This is a genomic window from Nocardia huaxiensis (genome assembly GCF_013744875.1).
Classification (GTDB): domain Bacteria; phylum Actinomycetota; class Actinomycetes; order Mycobacteriales; family Mycobacteriaceae; genus Nocardia; species Nocardia huaxiensis.
The window spans coordinates 2,518,498-2,536,869 of sequence record NZ_CP059399.1 but is presented as its reverse complement, the minus strand read 5'-3'; the positions used below and the strand labels follow the sequence as shown (position 1 = coordinate 2,536,869).

The window sequence follows — 18,372 nt, the reverse complement described above, 5'->3', positions numbered from 1 at the left end:
GCACACTCTCTGACACAACTTTCCGGTCGGTATGTTTCGCGGTCCTGCCACGGCGACCGGTGGATCTCACACGGGTCCTGAAGTGTCCAGCTAGCGGCGTGCCCGGCGCACCTTCCCCGATGATGACGAGCAAGATCATCATCTGTGCGCCGGGGGCCCTGAACGTGAACTCATTTCACCACATTCACATGGGGATCGCCAGACTCATGGAACTCACGTGTCTCACACGTCCCACGCGTGCGCACGCGATGAACTGTGAAGATCAGACGCGGGTGCCGTCCAGGCGCGCGGCCACATCGATGGTGCGACCGGCCGGATCGGCCAGCTCCTTGCGCACGACCCCGGCCACCTGCGACGCGATCTGCTTGCGCATACCGGCCACCTTGCCGAGTGCGGTGGCCCGCCAGCCGTGCGCCTTCATCTCCAGCTCGATGTCCTCGGCCGCGGGCGGCACGGCATCGATGACGATCTTGAGCGGATCGGCCGCCCGCGCGGTCAATGCGACCGGCACCAGCACCTCGGCCTCGTAGTGATTGGCCTTCAGCACATCGACGGTGATGTCCAGCGACACCGGAATGACCAGATCGAAGGCCACCAGCCCCGTGTCGGCGGGCACCGCCGCCGCTCGCGGCGCGGCCGGCTCCGCCGAATCCGAACCGGCCGACCGCGCCGCGGAGCCCGGCCCGCGATCCTGGCCGACCGGCCGGATCTCCGCTATCCGCGACGGCGTCTCCGCGTCGGAAACCTGTGCCGCCGAAGAGGTTCCGACGCCACCGGCGGGGCTCACCCGCGGCACTCGCACGGTCCCCTGCACCGCCACCTGCGCCTTGTTGCCCGGCCCGGTGCGCATGGGCCCGACCTCGATGGGTTTGCCCGCCATGCCCTCCACGACATCGCGCACCCGGTCGACGGTCACGATGCGTTCGAAGAACCGATGCCCGAATTCGTCGTAGCCGATCCATTCGTGGTCCGGCCCGCCCTGATACGGCGTCTTGGAGCCATTGAGAATGGCTTCCACATCGAAGATGCGCCCGCGCCGCGAATCCGGATCGGCGAGGATGGCGTTGATGCGGTTGGCGACTTCGCGCTGCACCAATTTCGCGATGGGATCGAGCAGCAGTTCCCATGCCGATCCGATGGCCTGGGCGCGCATGACGAAACTGACGTCGCGGGTGGTGACCGGTGGAATGTCGATGACGACGAGCAGCGGATCGGCGGTGCGCGCGTGCAGTGTCAGATCGATTTCGACGACGGCTTCCAATCGCAGCCGCTGACCACCCAGATGGACGTCCACGCGTAGTTTCACCGGCAGCATGACATCGAAGTGCACATGCGGTCCGCGCCGGATGACGGTGGGCTTTCCGATACTGCCTTTGGCCAGGAATCGCGCGAGTCCGGCGGGGCCGATGCCGAACGGGCCGATGGTCATACCGCGCCCGGCCATCCCGGATACCGCCGACTCGATACGGGATTCCGTCACCGCCGCCGCCACGAAACGTTCGCCGAATTCGGCGTAATCGATCCAGATGGGTTCGTCGGACGGCGTCATCCAGCTACTTTCGTCGGGCGGGGACCCCTGTCCTGCCGATGAGGGGGCAGCAGGACAGGGATCGATCGGCGATGCTGCCGGGCACCGCCGTCAACCATCGTAGGCGGAAGTGCCTCCGGAGCCCACCTCGCGGGCCGTGTCTTTCCAGAATGTGGAACCGTGTCGTTCACAACTTCCCGTAACCGACCAGGCCATGCGTGTCGGCGGGCACGTATTCGTGAATGGTGATCTTGCCGAATTCATTGCCGCCCACCGTGGTGACACTCCGGCCGTCCACGGCCACAATGATATTCGTGTGCTGGTTGAACGGACTGGAGTCGGCGTACATGATCACGTCACCCACCCGTGGCACATATCCGGAGTCCATGCCGGCGAACCGGTTCTGTTCACGGTAGAACTCCTCCAGGGTGTAGACGCCGGGAATTCGCCAGGATCCGGAATTCGGATTCGCCAGCGGCTGCCCGGCCTCGCGCATCACCCAGCTCACGAAGTCCGCGCACCACGGCTCGTCGATGCCCTCGGAATATTTGGTGCCGGGGTGCTGCTGCGCGTATTCCTGTTCCAGCACATCGATGATCCGCACCTGGGTGGCGTCGAGTCCGGTGCGGTCGATCTCCGGGAATTCCCGCAGCCGCTCCCCCGCCAGTGGCCACAGCCGCCCGTGTTCCTGCCACCACCACACGCCCGCGCCGCCGGCCACGCCGAGGACGGCGAGCACGACCGCGGCCACCGCGATCCAGCGTTTTCCGCGGCGCGGCGTGGGCGGGCGCTGTGCGAGTTGCTCGGTCATGGGTTCCCCTCCCGGTGTTCACCCGATCGTCCGGGCTCACAGTATTGACGTGCGAGCCCCCGCGGCGAGTTCCCGGCCAGGTCACAGCACACCGGCGGGCCGGACCCCGGCATGGCGTGCAGGTCACGCCCCCGCGCTGGGTCGCGTCTCGGGGCGGGGGCCGGCCCGTTCGTTCGCCAGCCACTCCAGGTCGGCGGCCAGGCGGGCTTCCAGGGTGCGCGCGGCGGCGCGATGGTCGGCGGCTCGCCCCGGCTCGCCCATGGCGTCGGCCAGTTCGGCCAGGACGGCGTCGACGGGACCGGAGACGGACGCGCCGGTTTCCAGCCCGCCGACGTCACCGCTGTAGACGGCGAGCCGGGCGTAGAGCTCGCGGACGCGCGCCGAATCGCCGAGGCCGAGCGCCACTTTCGCCCAGCACATGAGGAACGAAGCCTCGAACGGCGGCCCGAGGATCGGCGATTCGGCGAAGACCCGGCGTGCTTCCGCCCGGCGGCCAGCATGCACCAGCGCGAGCGCGTAGGCGTGATTGAACAGCTCGGGGTGCACCGCGCCGCGCGCCGCGAGTTCGTCGAGGCATACCGACATGTCGCCGCGCTGCCAGGCGATGGAGACGCTGATGCCGAAGTGCAGCGCGTTCGGGTCGCGCATGGTTTCGACGATTCGGTCCTCGCCGGCCAGCCCCTCGCCCAGGATCACCGGTTGCGCGGCGAGCAGCTGTTCGGCTTCGGAGATATTGCCGCGCAACAACTCCAGCACCATCTCGAAGGTCGCGATGTCGTCGAGCAGATGGCGCAGCTGCCCGTCGCCCGCGTATTCGCCTGCGCGCCTGGCATGTTCGGCGGCCGAGACCAGTCGCGCCTCGGCCAGCTCGCTGCGGAACAGCAGATAGTGGGCCAGCGCCCGGAACTCGGTGAGCCCGGCGGTCGTGGCAATGCGCAGCAGCCGCTCCGCGTGTCGCTGAAACTCCTTGGAGCGCAGGAACCCTCCGGTGGCGAAGGCCGCGAACGACTGCGCGTTGACGACCGTGCACAGCAGTTCCGGATCGTCGATGTCCGCCGCCAGTTCGGCGGCGGCCGCCGCGGCGGCCCGAGCGCCGGCCGGGTCCTCGTAGGCCAGGTCGATCAGCATGGTGACGTGCAGCCGAATCCGCGCATCCACAGCCAGATCCGGATCCGCCAGGGCAGTCCGCAGCGGTTCCCGGATGCGCGGATCGCCGGGTTGCAGATCGTGCACCGACCAGATCAGCGGCGTCGGCCAGCAGGTGGCGGCGCGCGCGAGCAGGTCTGCGCCACCGAGGGATCGGGCCAGCTCCAGCGCTCGCTCCCGCTCCGCCCGCGCCGCCAGGTGCTGTCCGTCGTACGCCAGCGCGGTCACCAGCTGGCACCGCGCCTCCAGCACCGCGACGCGATCCGCGCGCGGCGCGCCGGTAGCGGTATCCCCCGCCAGCTCGTGCAAGGCCAGCACCGACCGCCACCGCCGCACCGCATCGGCTCGCATCCGCCGCTCCACACACCGCCGCGCCGCCGCCCGCACGAATTCCAGGGCCAGCCTGGCGGTTTCGGCATCCGCCCCGAGCGCCGCATGATGCGCGAGCGCATCGATATCGCGTCCCGGAACCAGCTCCGGTTCGAGCGGACCCGTGGTGCGGCCGTCCGCCGTTCCCGCGGAATCGCGGGTGTCCGGAGCGGCGTTGACCGTCGCGGTGCAGAGCAGTTCGAATGCGGCCCAGTGCATTCGGGCGCGGCGCAGCGTGGGGATGCCGTAGTAGACGGTTTCGCGGATCAGGGCGTGGTCGAAGGCGAGGCGGCCACTGCGCTCGGTGCGCAGCAGGCGGGCTGATTCGGCGGTTTCGACCAGATCGATGATGCTGTCGGCGGGGCGGCCGGTGGCGGCGCGGAGCGTGTTGAGGTCGGTGTCCTCGCCCCAGACGGCGATCTGCCGCAGCAGTTCGGTCACGTCGGCGGGTAGCTGGGCGATGCGCCGGCCGAGCAGGTCGCGCACACTGTCCGGGAGGGCGTTCGTAGTGCCCTGGGTGGCAACGAGTTTGGCGAGCTCGCGGACGAACAGCGGATTGCCGCCGGTGCGGCGGCGCAGCAGCTCGACGGTGGGGTCGTCCAGGACGGTCAGACCGGCGGCGGCCGCGGCCGAGCGGGTTCCGGCCAGGTCTAGGCCGGTGAGTTCGACTCGGTCGGTGTCGAATTGGGCCAGCGCGGCGGCGGTGTCGCGCACGCCCGGTCCGGCCTCGGTGTCGCGCAGGGTGACGATGATGAGGATCGGGCGGTCACGCAGCCAGTTCACCACCTGCCGCAGGACCTGCAGGGTGGCGGTGTCCGCCCCGTGCACATCCTCGAGCACGATGGCGATGGGTGCGGCGGCGGAGCGTTCCCGGCAGGACCGCACCACGCGCCGCGCCAGTGTGAAAGCGTCGACGGCGGTGAAGGTTTCGGGTTCGGCGGCATCGAGGGCGGTGAGCACCTCGGCCCAGGCCCAGGCGGGCGGCGCGCCCTCGACCTCCGGGCAGCGCCCGAACACCACGGTCCAGGACCGGTCGGACAGGTGGGTGGCGATGGCGGCGGCCAGCGTGGACTTGCCGGCTCCGGCCTCACCGGAGAGCCAGACCAGGCGTACGTGGCCGTCGGCGGCGGCTTCGGCGGCGGTCAGGATGGTGCGGCGCTGGTCGGCATATCCGTTGTCCGGCAGCGCTTCCGGGGTGGGCGCGACTTCTGGCGGGCGCACCACGACCGTCGGCTGCGGCGCATCGGTCTCCACCGAGTGCGTGAGGATCGCGGTCTCCAGCTCGCGCAATCCCGGCCCGGGGTCCACGCCGAACTCGACCGTGAGGAACTCCCGGCTGCGCCGCACGGTGGCCAGGGCTTCCAGGGACTGTCCGAGCCGGTACTGAGCCAGGGCCAGCAGCCGCACGCATTCCTCGCGGCCCGGATGCTCCTCGAAGATGGGCCGCAGCGCGAGCACCACCTCGGCGGGCCGGTTCATCTCCAGCGCGGCCTGGGCGCGCAGTTCGGCAGCGGTCAGCCGGAGCGCCGCCAGGCGGGCGGATTCCTGTGCGGCCCAGGGCATTCCGGTGAACGATTCGAAGGCGTTGCCGTGCCAGCAGGCCAGTGCGGCGTCGAGCACCCGGACCTGTTTCAGCGGGTCGGGCCGCCCGGCGGGGTCGCGCATGATGGCTTCGTGCCCGTGCAGCAGCTGTTCGAACTCCCACGAATCCACCTGCGTGGGTTCGAGATTCAGCGCGTAGCCGTGCGATTCGGAGACGATGACGCGGGAGCGGGCCCGGCGCGGCCGGTCGGGTTCGAAGACGCGGCGCAGATTGTGGATGTAGACCTGCAGTGCCGCAACGGCTTTGGTCGGCGGGTCACCGTTCCACAGGTCGTCGATGAGCCGGTCGGTGGTGACGACGCGGCCGCCGGCGGCGACCAGTCTGCCGAGCACCGCGCTCTGCATGGGCGCACCGGGCGGCACCCGCTGCCCGTCGATGGTGATGTGCAAGGGCCCCAGCACACCGATGAGCGTGACCGCCATATTGCCGAACGTCCCCCGTACCCATTTCAGAACCAAACCAAACAGCATGTTCAATATATGCAGAAAAACTGCGACGTACCCAGTCTTGTGATTCTGCTTAACCCGCCACCAAGTCGGCATGAAGAGCCGTCCCGCACACTGCCATGATGCTCGACCCCGCCGACCCGCCGTCACCCGATCTGGCACTGCTGCACAGCTTTCCGCACCCGGCCTGCCTGCACGACGACGCGTTCGATGTGTTCGACGCGAATCTCCCCTTCCAGCAGGCCTTCCCCGGCGCGGGGCCGGGCGCGAACCTGCTGACCGCCATGATGATGGACCCCGTGGCCCGGCTGCGGCTCGACGATTGGGAGTCCGAGGCGTTGCGCCTGATCTCGGCCTTCCGCACGGCGGAGAACGCCACCACGCCGGAGCGCTATGCCGAGATCGTCGGCCTGTGCCAGCGCGTGCCGGACTGGGAACGCCTGTGGCACACCGAGGCCGAGCCGGCGGATTACAGCGAGCGGGTACTCACCTTCCGTGAGCCGGAGAGCCCCGACGAGCACAGCGCCTACTACGTGCGACTGTTCACCTTCGAATCCCCGCAGCGGCCGTGGCGGCTGCTGACCCTGATCCCGGCCCGCTGAATCAGGCCTGCGCCGCGGGCACCTCGAACCAGCCGTCCTCGGGTTCGGCGTAGCCGTGATACATGAGCGGAATCCGGCGGTCGACGCCGAAATGCCGGTACACGGCGAGCATGGCGCGCCGCACCGCGCGATCCTGGAAGTCGTCGATGCGGCGCGGGCCCAGCGCGTGTTCGGGTAGCAGCGCCAGCCGCGCGAGCTCCTCCGGATCGTCGATATCGAGGCCGATGGGCAGCGGGTCGGCGATGAAGTGATCGTGCAGGACGGCGTGCACCCGGTGCGGGTCGTGCAGTCCCGGCCGGAAGGCCGTGAATCGGATGGCCGGGCGCGCGGCCCGCGCCTGCAACCAGTCGATCAGCACGGGGTTGGGTCTGGGCGACTTCCCGCCGGTCAATGGCGTCTGCTCCAGCAGATGCAGCATGCTGCCGCCGGGGACACGGGGTTCCGGGACCAGGAAGAGGCTGAGTACGGGAGATCCGGACAGTCCGTCGGAGAGGCAGACTTTGGTGTGCATGGGGTCGGGCATGCGCTGTCCTTCGAGAGGTGCGGGACCCGTCCGCTGGGCCCGCGCTCGGAACCTGGCTTCATATCCGATTTCATGCCGACCGCCGAGTCACCCGACTCGGACGAATCTCCTCGACGCCCGACCAGTGCGGTCCCGCCTCCCCGAGCCTTGTGCGCCCGGCCGAGTGCCGCTCACCGTCAAGCACGCGTGCCTGCGGTCGGGGACCGAATCCATTTCGATCGTACCCGACGAGTTACCCGGCCCTCACGAAATCAGTTGTCACCTCACGCGGGCATGAGGCGCGTCCGGGTCCGCAGCGGCCGGGCGTTCAGCTGCCCCTGAATGGTGGCCCGCACGCTCGGCCACTCGTCCTCGAGGATCGAGTAGAAGGCCGTACTGCGCACCTCCCCGTCCAGCCCGCGCGAATGCGCCCGCCGCACCCCGTCGCTGGTGGCGCCGAGCCGCTCGATGGCCATGCGGGAGCGCAGGTTCCGCACATCCGCCCGCATGGCGATGCGCTTGACCCCCCACACCTCGAAGGCATGCTCGAGCAGCAGCAGTTTGGACTCCAGATTGATGCCCGCGCCGCGCGCCTCCGGCGACAACCAGGTGTTGCCGATCTCGGCCGCGTCCGGCACCGCGAGCAGCGGATCGCCCACGGGGGTGCCGTGCACCTGCGGCCACACCAGCGGTCCCTGCCAGTAGTCGAACCGCGTGAATCGTGTCGATCCCATCACACGATCGCTCGCGACAGCGACGATCGCGAACGCCAGCGAGGCCCCGGCGGCGGTGCCCGCCAGCGCCTCCGACACATACTGCAACGCCTCGTCCGCGCCGTGCGGGACGGGCGTATACGCATAGTCGTCACGATTCCCCGCCGCAGCCGCCGCGAGCCCTGAAGCATGCTGGGGCGCAAGGGGTTCCAGCCGCACCAGGCGGCCGGCGAGAGTCACGGGTACGGGCACGTTGCCTCGATCTTTCGGAGACGGTGTGGAGGCCCGCTTCAGGAAGGTGCCGCCCCGGATTCCTGCTCCGGATGAGACGAACCAGCCCTGGCGCGCCAGTAGCAGCTTGGAATAGTTGGATGAACGATAGCGGAACACCGGCGCACAGCAATGTAGGCGGCACGCAAATTATTTCGGCCGCTGAGCGTGTCGCCCCGGCCGAGTTTCGCGTCCCCCCGGACGCGGCGCGGTCCATCCGCCCGCAATCCTAGATCAAGTGCGGCGAACACCCGAAATCGGGTGCCCTGAAGGGGATTACGACAAATCGCCCGTCACCGTGACCGACGGCTCACCCGTCGCCGGTCCGTCCAGCATGCCGAGATAGATGTCGAGCTGAGCCGCGCCGCCGAGCAGCGCCCGCCCCCGCCGGGTCACCCTGGTCTGCCACGAGTCGAGAAAGACCCGCAGCGCGTCCGCTCCGCCCGCCTCGCGCAGCGATTCGAGAAACCGGGCGACCTGTTCGAGCCGGTATCCGCCTCGGCGCAACTGCCGCGCGATCTCGGCGTCGCGCACACACTCCGGGCCGTATAGGCGGTAGCCCGTTGCCTTTTCGCGTTCGGGTCGCAGCAGGCCCGCGGTCTCCCAGGTGCGCAGCGTCGCCGGGTGCAGGCCGAGGCGGCGCGCGAGCTCACCCACCGTCAGCGGGCTGCCGCCGCTCGGTGGCGGCGGCGCGCCCGCCAGGCTTTCGAGCGCCGACGCCACCTCGGCGCGGGTGGCGCGTTCGGCGGCCAGCTCGGCATGGGTGGAATCGATGAGCCGATAGGCGGACTCGGGCTCGCCCCGGTTGACGGCGCCCATGATGGCCACCGCCGGCTGATGCCCGTGCCCCTCGCGCAGCGCGAGGAAAGCCCGCAGGGCCTGCGCGTGCAGCGGCGTGTAGCGCCGGTAGCCGTTCACTCCGCGCTCGGTCTGCGGCAGGACGCCCGCCTCGTCGTAATTCCGGATCGCCTGCGCCGACAATCCGTGCTCCCGAGCCAGATCGACAGGGCGCAGGGCACACCTCCGTTTGAGGGTTTTCACCGGGTATCGCTGGTGAAACTCAGCCAAGTCTCACTCGATTCTTCAACGATACCGTCGAGGTCGGCCCCGCCTCTTCGAAGGGATATCCATGTCCACCGCCACCGTCCTGCGAGACCTCGCCCGCCCCCTCGACACCCCGGCCGATCTGGCCGGTTCCGTCGACGAGCTGCTGGCCGCCCGCCCCGAACCGCCCGCCGTGCTGGCCCTCGGCGAACCGGCCCACGGCATCGCGGCATTCCCCTTGCTGCGCAATGAAATCCTCGCCCCCCTGGTGGAGCGTGGCTTCCGCTCGATTGCCCTCGAATCCGACTACTTCGCGGCGTCCGTGGTGAACGACTACGTGTCCGGTTCGACAGCCGACCTCGACTCCGTGCTCACCACCGGCTTCAGCCACGGCTTCGGCGGCATTCCCGGCAATCGTGAACTCGTCGAGTGGCTTCGGGCCCACAATGCCGAGCGCGCCCCAGCGGACCGAGTCCACTTCCACGGCTTCGAAGCACCCGTCGAATATGCCGCCGCTCCCGGTCCCCGGCGCGCCCTGTCCGCGGTCCTCGACTATCTACCGGCCGCTTTGCGCCCCAGCTCGATTCGCGAGGTGGACGCCCTGGTGGGCGCGGATGCGGACTGGACGAACGAAGCAGCCATGTACGACCCGACGGCCTCCATCGGTTCCTCCGCGCGGGCCCGCGCCCTCCGCGTTCTCGCCGACGATCTGGCCGGCATTCTGCGGCGCGCCGCACCGACGCTGCGCTCCGCCGACCCGGCCGCCCACGATCTGGCCCTGGCGCACGCCCGCACCGCGCTGGGCCTGCTCCGCTATCACGCCGCCATGGCGAGTCCCGGCCCCGACCGCATCGCGTCGCTGCTCAGCGTCCGCTCCGAGATGATGGCCGAGAACCTCCTCGCGGTGCGCGCCCGGGAGCAGCGGCGTGGCCCGACCCTGGTCTTCGCCCACAATGTGCACCTGCAACGCGCCCAGCCCGCCATGCAGGTCGGCGATGACACCGTGCACTGGCCGAACGCGGGGGCCCTGGTCGAACTCGACCTCGGTGAGCGCTACCTGTTCGTAGCGACCGACGCCACGCTGGATGCGGAGCCGGGCACCGTCCAGGGCAGGCTCGCCGCCGCGACCACTCGGCGCGCGCTCTTCCCGGCCCCGGCACTGCGCGAGGCGCTCCCCGGCGCGCTCCCGACCGCGGAACCGATTGCGCGCGGGCACATTCCGCTCACTGTGGCGGACATGAGCGATGCGGACGCCGTCATCCTCATTACCGACACCGACGGCAGGCAATATCGCTACTGGTGATCGAACCCCTCCCCTTTCCACTGTATACCGGATTCCGGGTCCTCATGAGGGCGCGGAATGTGGTTCATAATCGCTCGCGAAATGCCGAAACCCCCAGGTGAGGAGTAGCGGGATGGCCTTTGTGCTGAGGTTCGGGGAGATCGATCGGACGCAGATCGCGGTGGTGGGCGGCAAGGGGGCGAACCTCGGTGAGCTGTCGCGGATCGAGGGTGTGGCGGTGCCGGACGGGTTCTGTGTGACGACGGAGGCTTTCGGCCGGGCGGTGGCGGGTGTGCCGGCGATCGAGAGCCTGCTCGACCGACTGGCAGCGGTGAACGCGGACGATCAGGAGGCGGTCCGCCTGCTGAGTGCGGAGATTCGGCAGGCGATCGAAGCGCTCCCCATTCCGGGCGAGGTGGCGGCGGAAATCCTCGGCGCGCACACCGAGCTCGGGGCGGACGGGGCCTACGCGGTCCGGTCCAGTGCGACGGCGGAGGATCTGCCGACCGCGTCCTTCGCCGGCCAGCAGGACAGCTATCTGAACGTGGTGGGGCCGGAGGCGGTGCTCGAGCATGTCAGGCGGTGCTGGGGTTCGCTGTTCACCGAGCGCGCGGTCACCTATCGGCTGCGAAACGGCTTCGAGCACAGGGCGATTCGCATGGCGGTGGTGGTGCAGCGGATGGTCTTCCCGCGGGCCGCGGGCATCCTGGTCACCGCCGATCCCGTGACCTCCGACCGCACGGTGGTTTCCATTGATGCCGGGTTCGGTCTCGGCGAGGCCCTGGTCTCCGGTCTCGTGAACGCCGACGTCTACCAGGTCCGCGACGGCGCCATCACCGGCCGCACGATCGCCACCAAGAAGCTCGCCGTCGAACCGGCGCCGACGGGGGGAACCGAGGTGCGCGAGATCGCCCCGGACCGCCGCGACGAACCGGTGCTCGCCGATGCCGAAGTGCTCCGCCTCGCCGAGCTGGGCCGTCGTATCGAAGCGCATTTCGGCAGCCCGCAGGATGTCGAATGGTGCCTCGACGGCGACGATTTCCGCATCGTGCAGAGCCGCCCCATCACGACGCTGTTCCCGATCCCCGAAGCCGCCGACACCGGCAACCACGTCTACGTCTCGGTCGGCCATCAGCAGATGATGACCGATGCCATGAAACCGCTGGGGATTTCGCTGTGGCAGCTCACCAGCCGCGGACCCATGCGCGATGCGGGCGGCCGCCTGTTCGTCGATGTCACCACCATGCTGTCGTCCCCGGCGACACGCACTCGCCTGGTCGAGGGCCTCGGAAAATCCGACCCCCTCATCGGCGATGCCCTGCGGACCGTGATCGACCGCGGCTTCATTCCCGAAGTGCCGCAGGATGATTCCCCCGCCGCCGCGCCCGCGGCGCTCCGCCCCGCCCCCGAGCAGATCGACACCGATCCCGCGATCGTCGCCGAGCTGATCGCCGACAGCGAGAACTCACTCGCCAGGCTCGAGCACGACATCCGGTCCGAGTCCGGCTCCGCCCTGCTCGACTTCATCCGGTCCGATATCGCGGAACTTCAGCGAGTCCTGTTCACCCCGAAGGGTTTACAGGTGATCAATGCCGCCATCGATGCCGCGGAATGGCTCAACACCCACCTGTGGGAATGGCTGGGCGAGAAGAACGCCGCCGACGCCCTCACCCAATCGGTGCCCGGCAATGTCACCTCCGAAATGGGCTTGGCGCTTCTGGATGTCGCCGATGTGATCCGCCCGCATCCCGAGGTCGTCGCCTACCTCCGGCAGGCCGAGGAGGACACGCCCCCAGGCGATTTCCTGAACGACCTGGCCGCCACACCGGGCGGCGGCCCCGAGGCGCGTGCTGCGATCGAGGACTTCCTCGACAGGTACGGCATGCGCTGCGCCGGCGAAATCGACATCACCCGCCCCCGCTGGGCCGAGCGGCCCGCCACCCTCGTCCCGACCATCCTCGGGAATGTCGACCACTTCGCCCCCGGTGCGGCCAGGAAGCTCTTCGACTACGGCCTGCGCACGGCCGAGGAAACCAGAGACCGTCTCCTGCAACGCCTCCGGGGCCTTCCGGACGGCGACCGCAAGGCCGCCGACACCGCCCGCATGATCGACCGCGTCCGCACCTTCTCCGGCTACCGCGAATACCCCAAGTACCGCATGGTCACCCGCTACTTCATCTACAAGCAGGCCCTCCTGCGCGAGGCCGACCGCCTGGTGCGGGCCAACGTAATTCGCGACCCCGAAGACATCTTCTATCTGAAATTCGACGAGTTGCACGAGGTGGTCCGCGCCCGGCAAGCGGACACAGCCCTGATCGAGGACCGGAAGACGGCCTTCCGGTCCTACCAATCCCTCACCGCACCAAGGGTTCTCACGTCCGATGGCCAAGCCCTGACCGGCGCCTACCGCCGCGCGGATCTCCCCGCCGGAGCCCTCCCCGGGATGCCCGTCTCCGCCGGCGCCATCGAGGGCCGGGCCCGGGTGATCTCCGACATCGCCCGAGCCGACCTCGCCCCCGGCGACATCCTCGTCACCGCCTACACCGACCCCAGCTGGACCCCGCTCTTCGTGGCAATCAAGGGTCTGGTCACCGAAGTCGGCGGCCTCATGACGCACGGCGCGGTGATAGCCCGCGAATACGGCCTTCCCGCCGTCGTGGGCGTGGAACACGCCACCACCCTGATCCGCGACGGTCAGCAGATCCGAGTGAACGGCACCGACGGCTACATCGAATTGCTCCCCTGACGAAAACAGATTGTCCCCCATTGGAATCCAGCCCCGATGGCGGAGAGCAGGAAGGTGTCTCCGGGGTGGATGCGGCGCTCGGCGCGCGCTCGGTGCAGAGCGGTGAAAACGCCTGCGGAGCCGGTATTTCCGAGCGTGTCCAGGGTGATCGGAGCCCGCTGCATCGGCACCCCGAGTTCGGTCATGGCGGCGGTGAGGATATTGAGATTGGCCTGGTGCAGGAAGAAGTGGTCGATCTCGGTGACGGCGAGCCCGGCCCGGTCGGCGGCGGTGCGAATGCTGTGCGGCAGCCGGCTGGTGGCCGTCTCCCACACCGCCCGGCCGTCCATCCGGAGAAAGTGCTCACGGTCGGCCACGGTCCGATCGCTGGTGGGCAGGCGGGATCCGCCGGCCCGGATCTCCACACTGTGCGACAGCTGAGATCCGAAGTCCCAGGACAGGATTCCGGCGTCGGGGGTCTCGGTGCGGGTGAGCACGACGGCGCCCGCCGCGTCACCGAAGAAGACACCGGTGGTGCGGTTGCGCGGATCGGTGACCCGGGACGCGCAATCGGCCGCGATGACCAGCACCGCGTGTGCCGAGACCTGTAGCAGGTGGGCGGCCAGCAGGATCGCCTGCAATCCGTTCGCGCATGCGGCCTGGGTGATGTCGATCGGCAGCGCGCGATGCGCGCCGATCCGTTCCTTGACCATCAGTGCGGTCGAGGGCAGGGGCTGGTCGTAGGTGTAGGTGGCGACGATGACGGCATCGAGTTCGCCGGGCGATATCCCGGCGTCGGCGAGGGCCGGCGGGGCCGCGGCGACGCACATGTCCGACACCGCGAGTTCCGCTGGCAGCCGCCGCCTTTCGCGAATTCCGGTGCGGCTGACGATCCACTCGGCCGATGTGTCCAGCGTCCTGGTGAGTTCCGCGTTGGTGATGATGGTGGAGGGAAGGTGAACACTCGAGCCCGACACCGTCACCGGTAGCGGGCGGGCGAGCGGCGAGCGGACGGACGCGGCGAGCGGCTGCTCGACCGCCGGGCACGCGGCGCTCATGCGCGGATTCCGTCGTGCGTGCCGGCGGTGTTGTACTCGGGGCTGATCAGCTGATCGAGGTCCACGTAGAAGCGTCCGGAGTCACAAGGGATTCCGAGCAGGATGCGGCGCGCGGCCGCGGTGACGAGGGCCCCGCCGAGCGCCACATCGGAGGCCAGCTGCGGCCAGCTGCTGAGCGTCCGCCCGATCTCGCCGAAGGAGGCGGCGAGCTCGGGGCTGATCCGGTCGGCGTCGACCATGGCGAGAATGAGTTCGGCCTTGGCCTGGTCGCTGAGCTCGCGCAGATCGTCGGCGCGCAGGTCGCCGAGCCGTCCGTGCAGCAGCGGCCGATCGGGTTCGAGGTCGAAGCGCTCGATGTCCAGCATGCCGCGATCGTTGCAGTCCATGATCACCGGAATGCCCAGTGCGCGTGCGTGTTCCCGGGCCGCGACCTTGATGTAGGGGGTGTCGCATTCTTCGACCAGCAGATCGATCGGCGTTCCGTCACCGTGGAAGAACTCGGCCAGGCTGTCGTCGGTGAGCCCGGTCGTGATGATCTCGATGTCCAGATAGGGGTCGATCTCGTACATCTGGCGCGCGCACAGCACCGCCTTGCCGAGGCCGACGTGATGGACGCCCGCGCGGAGCCGGTTCATGTTCGACAGGCTCAGGTCGTCGAAATCGGCGAGCCGGAAGGCGCCGCCGACGCCTTCGAGCGCCAGGGTGACGGCGGCGCTGTTGCCGACGGACAGGCCGATGATCCCGATGCGGTGCTCACGCAGCGAACGCTGCTGGGGGCGTTGGAGTTTCGGCCGGTTGCGGTCGGCGCGGACGAGCCGGAACTCCTCGCGCGGCAGCACGTGAACCAGCCGGCCCGACCACGGGTACCAGAACCAGCTGCCGTAGGCCCACGGCTCGACGCCGGCCAGCTGTTCCCGGATCTTCCGCTCGAGGTCCGCACCGGTGTACCGGTGCTGGGGTTCGCGGCAGCAGATCAACTCCGCCAGTTGACTGTCCATGGTGTCGCACACCTCGGTGACCTGATCCGATTCGAGCAGCGCGGTCAGTGCCGCGTAGTCGGCGGCATGGGCGGGCTCGAGCAGCACCGGCTGCCAGACGTCGCGATCCGGGGCGCCGGACGAGGCGAGAGCTACTGGGGCGGGCGGGTTTTCGGGCACGGCCGCCGTCCATGCGGCGGGGCCGCCGTCCGCGAGGGCCGGGAATCGGTCGCGCAGGGCAGCCACGAGGCCGGTGTATTCGCCGGCGCCGTCGGCGGTCCGATGCAGCAGGATCACCACGTCTTCGGTGTATCGCTCGACGTAGCAACGGGTTCCGGGGACCGGATGGAATCCGAACCGGCCGTGGAACAGGTCCTGGCCGTCCTTCGTGCCCGACGTGCCGATCATGAGCCTGGCCCCGAGATGGTGTGCCGCGCCGATCGCGAGCGCGTTCAGGTACACGCCCAGTCCGAGTTTGCGAGCCCGATGCTCGACCACCAGCCGGCTGTGCTCGTAGGTGCTGTCGACTCCGACGCCTTCGGCCGCGAGCAATTCCCGGTATCGCCGTTCGCCCAGGTGCGCGCGGGACTGGAACAGCTCACCGGTCTCCGGGGTGGACAGGCGGATATAGCCCAGCACCGGACCTCCGGGATGCAGGCGGGCAATGAAATGCCATGCGCCGTAATCCAATTCCTGATCGTCGACATGGGAGCCGCCGGCCTCGCGGAACTCCGGCCGCCTGCCGTGGTCGTACAGGATGCGGGCCCGCAGTTCGCGCACTCGGCGCACCTGCTCGGCGTGATCGGTGCCGTTCCGCGGTATCCGAAACGCTGAAACATGCCATGGCACATCATGATCGCGGTTGCGGATAGTAGACGCCGACACGGCAGAGGTCCTTTCCGAGGATGGGTAGCTAGATGTTAGCTCGAGCCGGAATATGTTGGCGCGACACACATCTACGGCGCGGCGTGATCGGCCCAGAACCCGTGCCGAATAACGAAGTTCCTGGCCCAAAAGAGTAGGAGGAAACGGACAAAAGGCTAACTTGCTAAAAGTTAGCTATCCATGCGGCGCGAAATTGGCCGAATACCGTCGGAGGCTGTCACATCGCGGTATCGCCGGCATCGAGCCAGGCCATGGCCGCCGCGGTGAAGGCGGTGACTCCGCATCCGATGGTGGGCTCCGCGAGCGGCGCGAAATAGGGCGAGTGATTCATCGGAATGTCGTGGTCGACGGTCCCCCGCTGTTGTGCCGCCGCGACTTTCACCGGATCCGCGCCACCGAAGAACCAGAACGACAGCGGCGCACCGGCGGCTTCGGCCAGCACACCGACATCCTCGCTGGCGGGGAAGGCTCCCATCTCCCGCACCCGCTCGGAGCCGAGCGCGGCACACAGCGCGGCGCGGGTCTTGCCCAGGGCGACAGCATCGTTCACGGTGACGGGCAGCCGGGTCAGGTACTCGATGGTCGGCGCCCGGTCCGCGCCCGCGGCCTCGGCCTCCGCGCGCACGATCCGCCGCACCGCTTCGAGCACCCGGACGCGTAGCTCGTCCGAATACGTGCGGATGCTCAGGCCCAGCCGAGCCTCGTCGGCGATGATGTTCTCCTTCGTGCCCGCGTGCAGCGTGCCCACCGTGACGACCACCTGATCCGTGGCGGCGATCTCGCGGGACACGATGGTCTGCAAGCGCAGGACGGTGGCGGCGGCCAGCACGATCGGATCGACCGTCGTCTCGGGCCGCGAGCCGTGCCCGCCACGGCCGTGCAGGGTGATGAGCAAACTGTCGTTGGCCGAGAGGATCGCGCCCGCGCGGGTTGCCACGGTGCCCACGGGGATCGGCAGAACATGCTGTGCCAGAACGATTTCCGGCTTTCCGAAACGCTCGAACAACCCGTCGTCCACCATGGCCTGCGCGCCGGCGCCGATCTCCTCGGCGGGCTGGAACACGCCCAGCACGGTGCCGGACCATCGGTCCCGGGCCGCCGCGAGCCGCCCGAGCGTGCCCAGCAGGCAGACCGTGTGCATATCGTGTCCGCAGGCGTGCATGAGCGGCCGGCCGCTGTCCGGATCGGTAGCGACCGAGGCGTAGGGCAGTCCGGTCTGTTCGCGGACCGGCAGCGCGTCCATGTCCGCGCGCAGCAGGATCAGCGGGCCGGGTCCGTTCTCCAGCCGGGCGACCACTCCCGTCCCGCCGATGCCCTCGGCGACCTCGTAGCCCAGCGCCTTCGCGCGCCGGGCGACCAGCGCCGCGGTGCGGTGTTCGGCGAAGGAGAGTTCCGGATGGGCGTGCAGGTCTCGGTACAGTTCCGCGAGATCGGCGGTGTTGTGGGCGACGCGACTGTTGATCGGCGGCACATCAACATGATCCACCGCGCGGCGCGAAACAGGACGCTTTCCCGGTTTTCATCCACGCCCGAAACCCGCTCGGCGATGCGGGCCGAAGGACTAGGCTGTGCGATAACTCGCACACGTTTCAGACGATCGAATCGGTGATGGGATGGACAGGGACCTGTTAGCGGGCCGGCCGCACACCTCCCGTGTCTACGACTACTTCCTCGGCGGCAAAGACAATTACGAGGCCGATCGGCAGGCCGCGGAGGAAATCCTGAAGGCGTGGCCCGACATTCGGACCGCCGCCCGGGTCAACCGGCAGTTCATGCAGCGCAGCACCCGCTTCCTGGCAGAATCGGGCATTCGCCAGTTCCTCGACATCGGCACCGGCATCCCCACCGAACCCAACCTGCATCAGGTCGCGCAGGAGGTCGCCCCGGATGCGCGAGTGGTCTACGTCGACAACGATCCGGTCGTCCTGGCCCACGCCCGCGCCCTGATGGCGGGCACCTCCCTCGGCGCGACAACCTACATCTACGGCGACGTCACCGACCCGCACTCAATCCTGAAACCCCCGGAACTCGGCGACTTCCTCGACCTGAGCCAACCGGTCGCATTGAGCATGATCGCCATCCTGCACTTCGTCGAAGCCGACGTCCCCGAGCTCCTCACGACCTACCTCGACGCCCTGGCCCCCGGCTCCTACCTCACGATCTGCACCATCACAGCCGATTTCGCCCCGGACGCGGTCCTACGCGCCCAGGACGTCTACCGCGTCCGCGACCTCCCCGCCCAGGTCCGCACCCGCGACGAAGTGGTCACCTGGTTCACCGGCCTGACCCTCCTGGACCCAGGCATAGTCCCACCCCACAGCTGGCGCCCCACCGAACCCACCGACGCCTCCCCCTCCTTCGACGCCAAGGTCTCCTGCTACTGCGGCGTGGCCCGCAAACCCTGACCGGCC

At 69.0% G+C, this 18,372-nt stretch carries 13 protein-coding genes; 4 read left to right on the top strand and 9 right to left on the bottom strand.

The features are described 5' to 3' along the window. Positions 1 to 262 precede the first annotated feature (262 nt). From H0264_RS11310 to H0264_RS11300, 3 genes are all read right to left on the bottom strand, one after another. Complete coding sequence (locus H0264_RS11310; RefSeq protein WP_181583919.1) at positions 263 to 1,549, bottom strand: hypothetical protein; 1,287 nt, start codon at positions 1,547 to 1,549, stop codon at positions 263 to 265. A gap of 166 nt (positions 1,550 to 1,715) precedes the next feature. Continuing rightward, entirely contained in the window at positions 1,716 to 2,339 is a 624-nt protein-coding gene (locus tag H0264_RS11305) for a CHAP domain-containing protein (protein ID WP_181583918.1), read from the bottom strand. Positions 2,340 to 2,462: 123 nt separating this feature from the next. Beyond that, positions 2,463 to 5,915, bottom strand: coding sequence for an ATP-binding protein (locus H0264_RS11300; protein WP_181583917.1), 3,453 nt, complete (start codon positions 5,913 to 5,915; stop codon positions 2,463 to 2,465). A gap of 110 nt (positions 5,916 to 6,025) precedes the next feature. On the opposite strand from H0264_RS11300, the gene H0264_RS11295 reads away from it, so the two are divergent. Continuing rightward, positions 6,026 to 6,505: an MmyB family transcriptional regulator gene (locus tag H0264_RS11295; RefSeq protein WP_181583916.1), complete on the top strand. Its 480-nt coding sequence runs from the start codon at positions 6,026 to 6,028 to the stop codon at positions 6,503 to 6,505. Between the two features lies 1 nt (position 6,506). Here H0264_RS11295 and H0264_RS11290 read toward each other — a convergent pair whose 3' ends face one another. The 3 genes from H0264_RS11290 to H0264_RS11280 form a co-directional block, all read right to left on the bottom strand. Then, positions 6,507 to 7,028, bottom strand: a complete 522-nt coding sequence (locus H0264_RS11290; protein ID WP_181583915.1) for a hypothetical protein — start codon at positions 7,026 to 7,028, stop codon at positions 6,507 to 6,509. 263 nt (positions 7,029 to 7,291) lie between these two features. Continuing rightward, positions 7,292 to 7,972: a GNAT family N-acetyltransferase gene (locus H0264_RS11285; protein WP_181583914.1), complete on the bottom strand. Its 681-nt coding sequence runs from the start codon at positions 7,970 to 7,972 to the stop codon at positions 7,292 to 7,294. 294 nt (positions 7,973 to 8,266) lie between these two features. Then, positions 8,267 to 9,004 carry a MerR family transcriptional regulator gene (locus tag H0264_RS11280; protein WP_181585454.1) on the bottom strand — a complete coding sequence of 246 codons (738 nt, stop codon included), beginning with the start codon at positions 9,002 to 9,004 and terminating at the stop codon, positions 8,267 to 8,269. 115 nt (positions 9,005 to 9,119) lie between these two features. Between H0264_RS11280 and H0264_RS11275 the strand changes: the two genes are divergently transcribed. Then, positions 9,120 to 10,337 (top strand): erythromycin esterase family protein, encoded by a 1,218-nt coding sequence (locus tag H0264_RS11275; RefSeq protein ID WP_181583913.1) that lies wholly within the window; start codon positions 9,120 to 9,122, stop codon positions 10,335 to 10,337. Positions 10,338 to 10,449: 112 nt separating this feature from the next. Beyond that, complete coding sequence (rph, locus tag H0264_RS11270; RefSeq protein WP_181583912.1) at positions 10,450 to 13,062, top strand: rifamycin-inactivating phosphotransferase; 2,613 nt, start codon at positions 10,450 to 10,452, stop codon at positions 13,060 to 13,062. Here the strand turns inward: rph and H0264_RS11265 are convergent. The 3 genes from H0264_RS11265 to H0264_RS11255 all read right to left on the bottom strand — a co-directional run bounded on the left by H0264_RS11265 (position 13,041) and on the right by H0264_RS11255 (position 17,432). After that, positions 13,041 to 14,099 (bottom strand): 3-oxoacyl-ACP synthase III family protein, encoded by a 1,059-nt coding sequence (locus H0264_RS11265; protein WP_181583911.1) that lies wholly within the window; start codon positions 14,097 to 14,099, stop codon positions 13,041 to 13,043. The genes rph and H0264_RS11265 overlap by 22 nt on opposite strands. Further along, positions 14,096 to 15,856 carry a ThiF family adenylyltransferase gene (locus H0264_RS11260; protein WP_220139966.1) on the bottom strand — a complete coding sequence of 587 codons (1,761 nt, stop codon included), beginning with the start codon at positions 15,854 to 15,856 and terminating at the stop codon, positions 14,096 to 14,098. Before H0264_RS11260 ends, H0264_RS11265 begins: the two co-directional genes overlap by 4 nt. 322 nt (positions 15,857 to 16,178) lie before the next feature. Further along, on the bottom strand, positions 16,179 to 17,432 hold the full coding sequence (locus H0264_RS11255) for an amidohydrolase (RefSeq protein ID WP_220139965.1): 1,254 nt from the start codon (positions 17,430 to 17,432) through the stop codon (positions 16,179 to 16,181). A gap of 142 nt (positions 17,433 to 17,574) precedes the next feature. On the opposite strand from H0264_RS11255, the gene H0264_RS11250 reads away from it, so the two are divergent. Next, positions 17,575 to 18,366 carry an SAM-dependent methyltransferase gene (locus H0264_RS11250; protein ID WP_181583910.1) on the top strand — a complete coding sequence of 264 codons (792 nt, stop codon included), beginning with the start codon at positions 17,575 to 17,577 and terminating at the stop codon, positions 18,364 to 18,366. Positions 18,367 to 18,372 lie beyond the last annotated feature (6 nt).

Coding starts and splice junctions, on each gene's coding strand:
- H0264_RS11310 (WP_181583919.1), bottom strand. CDS start 1,549: ATGACGCCGTCCGACGAACCCATCTGGATCGATTACGCCGAATTCGGC.
- H0264_RS11305 (WP_181583918.1), bottom strand. CDS start 2,339: ATGACCGAGCAACTCGCACAGCGCCCGCCCACGCCGCGCCGCGGAAAA.
- H0264_RS11295 (WP_181583916.1), top strand. CDS start 6,026: ATGCTCGACCCCGCCGACCCGCCGTCACCCGATCTGGCACTGCTGCAC.
- H0264_RS11290 (WP_181583915.1), bottom strand. CDS start 7,028: ATGCCCGACCCCATGCACACCAAAGTCTGCCTCTCCGACGGACTGTCC.
- H0264_RS11275 (WP_181583913.1), top strand. CDS start 9,120: ATGTCCACCGCCACCGTCCTGCGAGACCTCGCCCGCCCCCTCGACACC.
- rph (WP_181583912.1), top strand. CDS start 10,450: ATGGCCTTTGTGCTGAGGTTCGGGGAGATCGATCGGACGCAGATCGCG.
- H0264_RS11265 (WP_181583911.1), bottom strand. CDS start 14,099: ATGAGCGCCGCGTGCCCGGCGGTCGAGCAGCCGCTCGCCGCGTCCGTC.
- H0264_RS11250 (WP_181583910.1), top strand. CDS start 17,575: ATGGACAGGGACCTGTTAGCGGGCCGGCCGCACACCTCCCGTGTCTAC.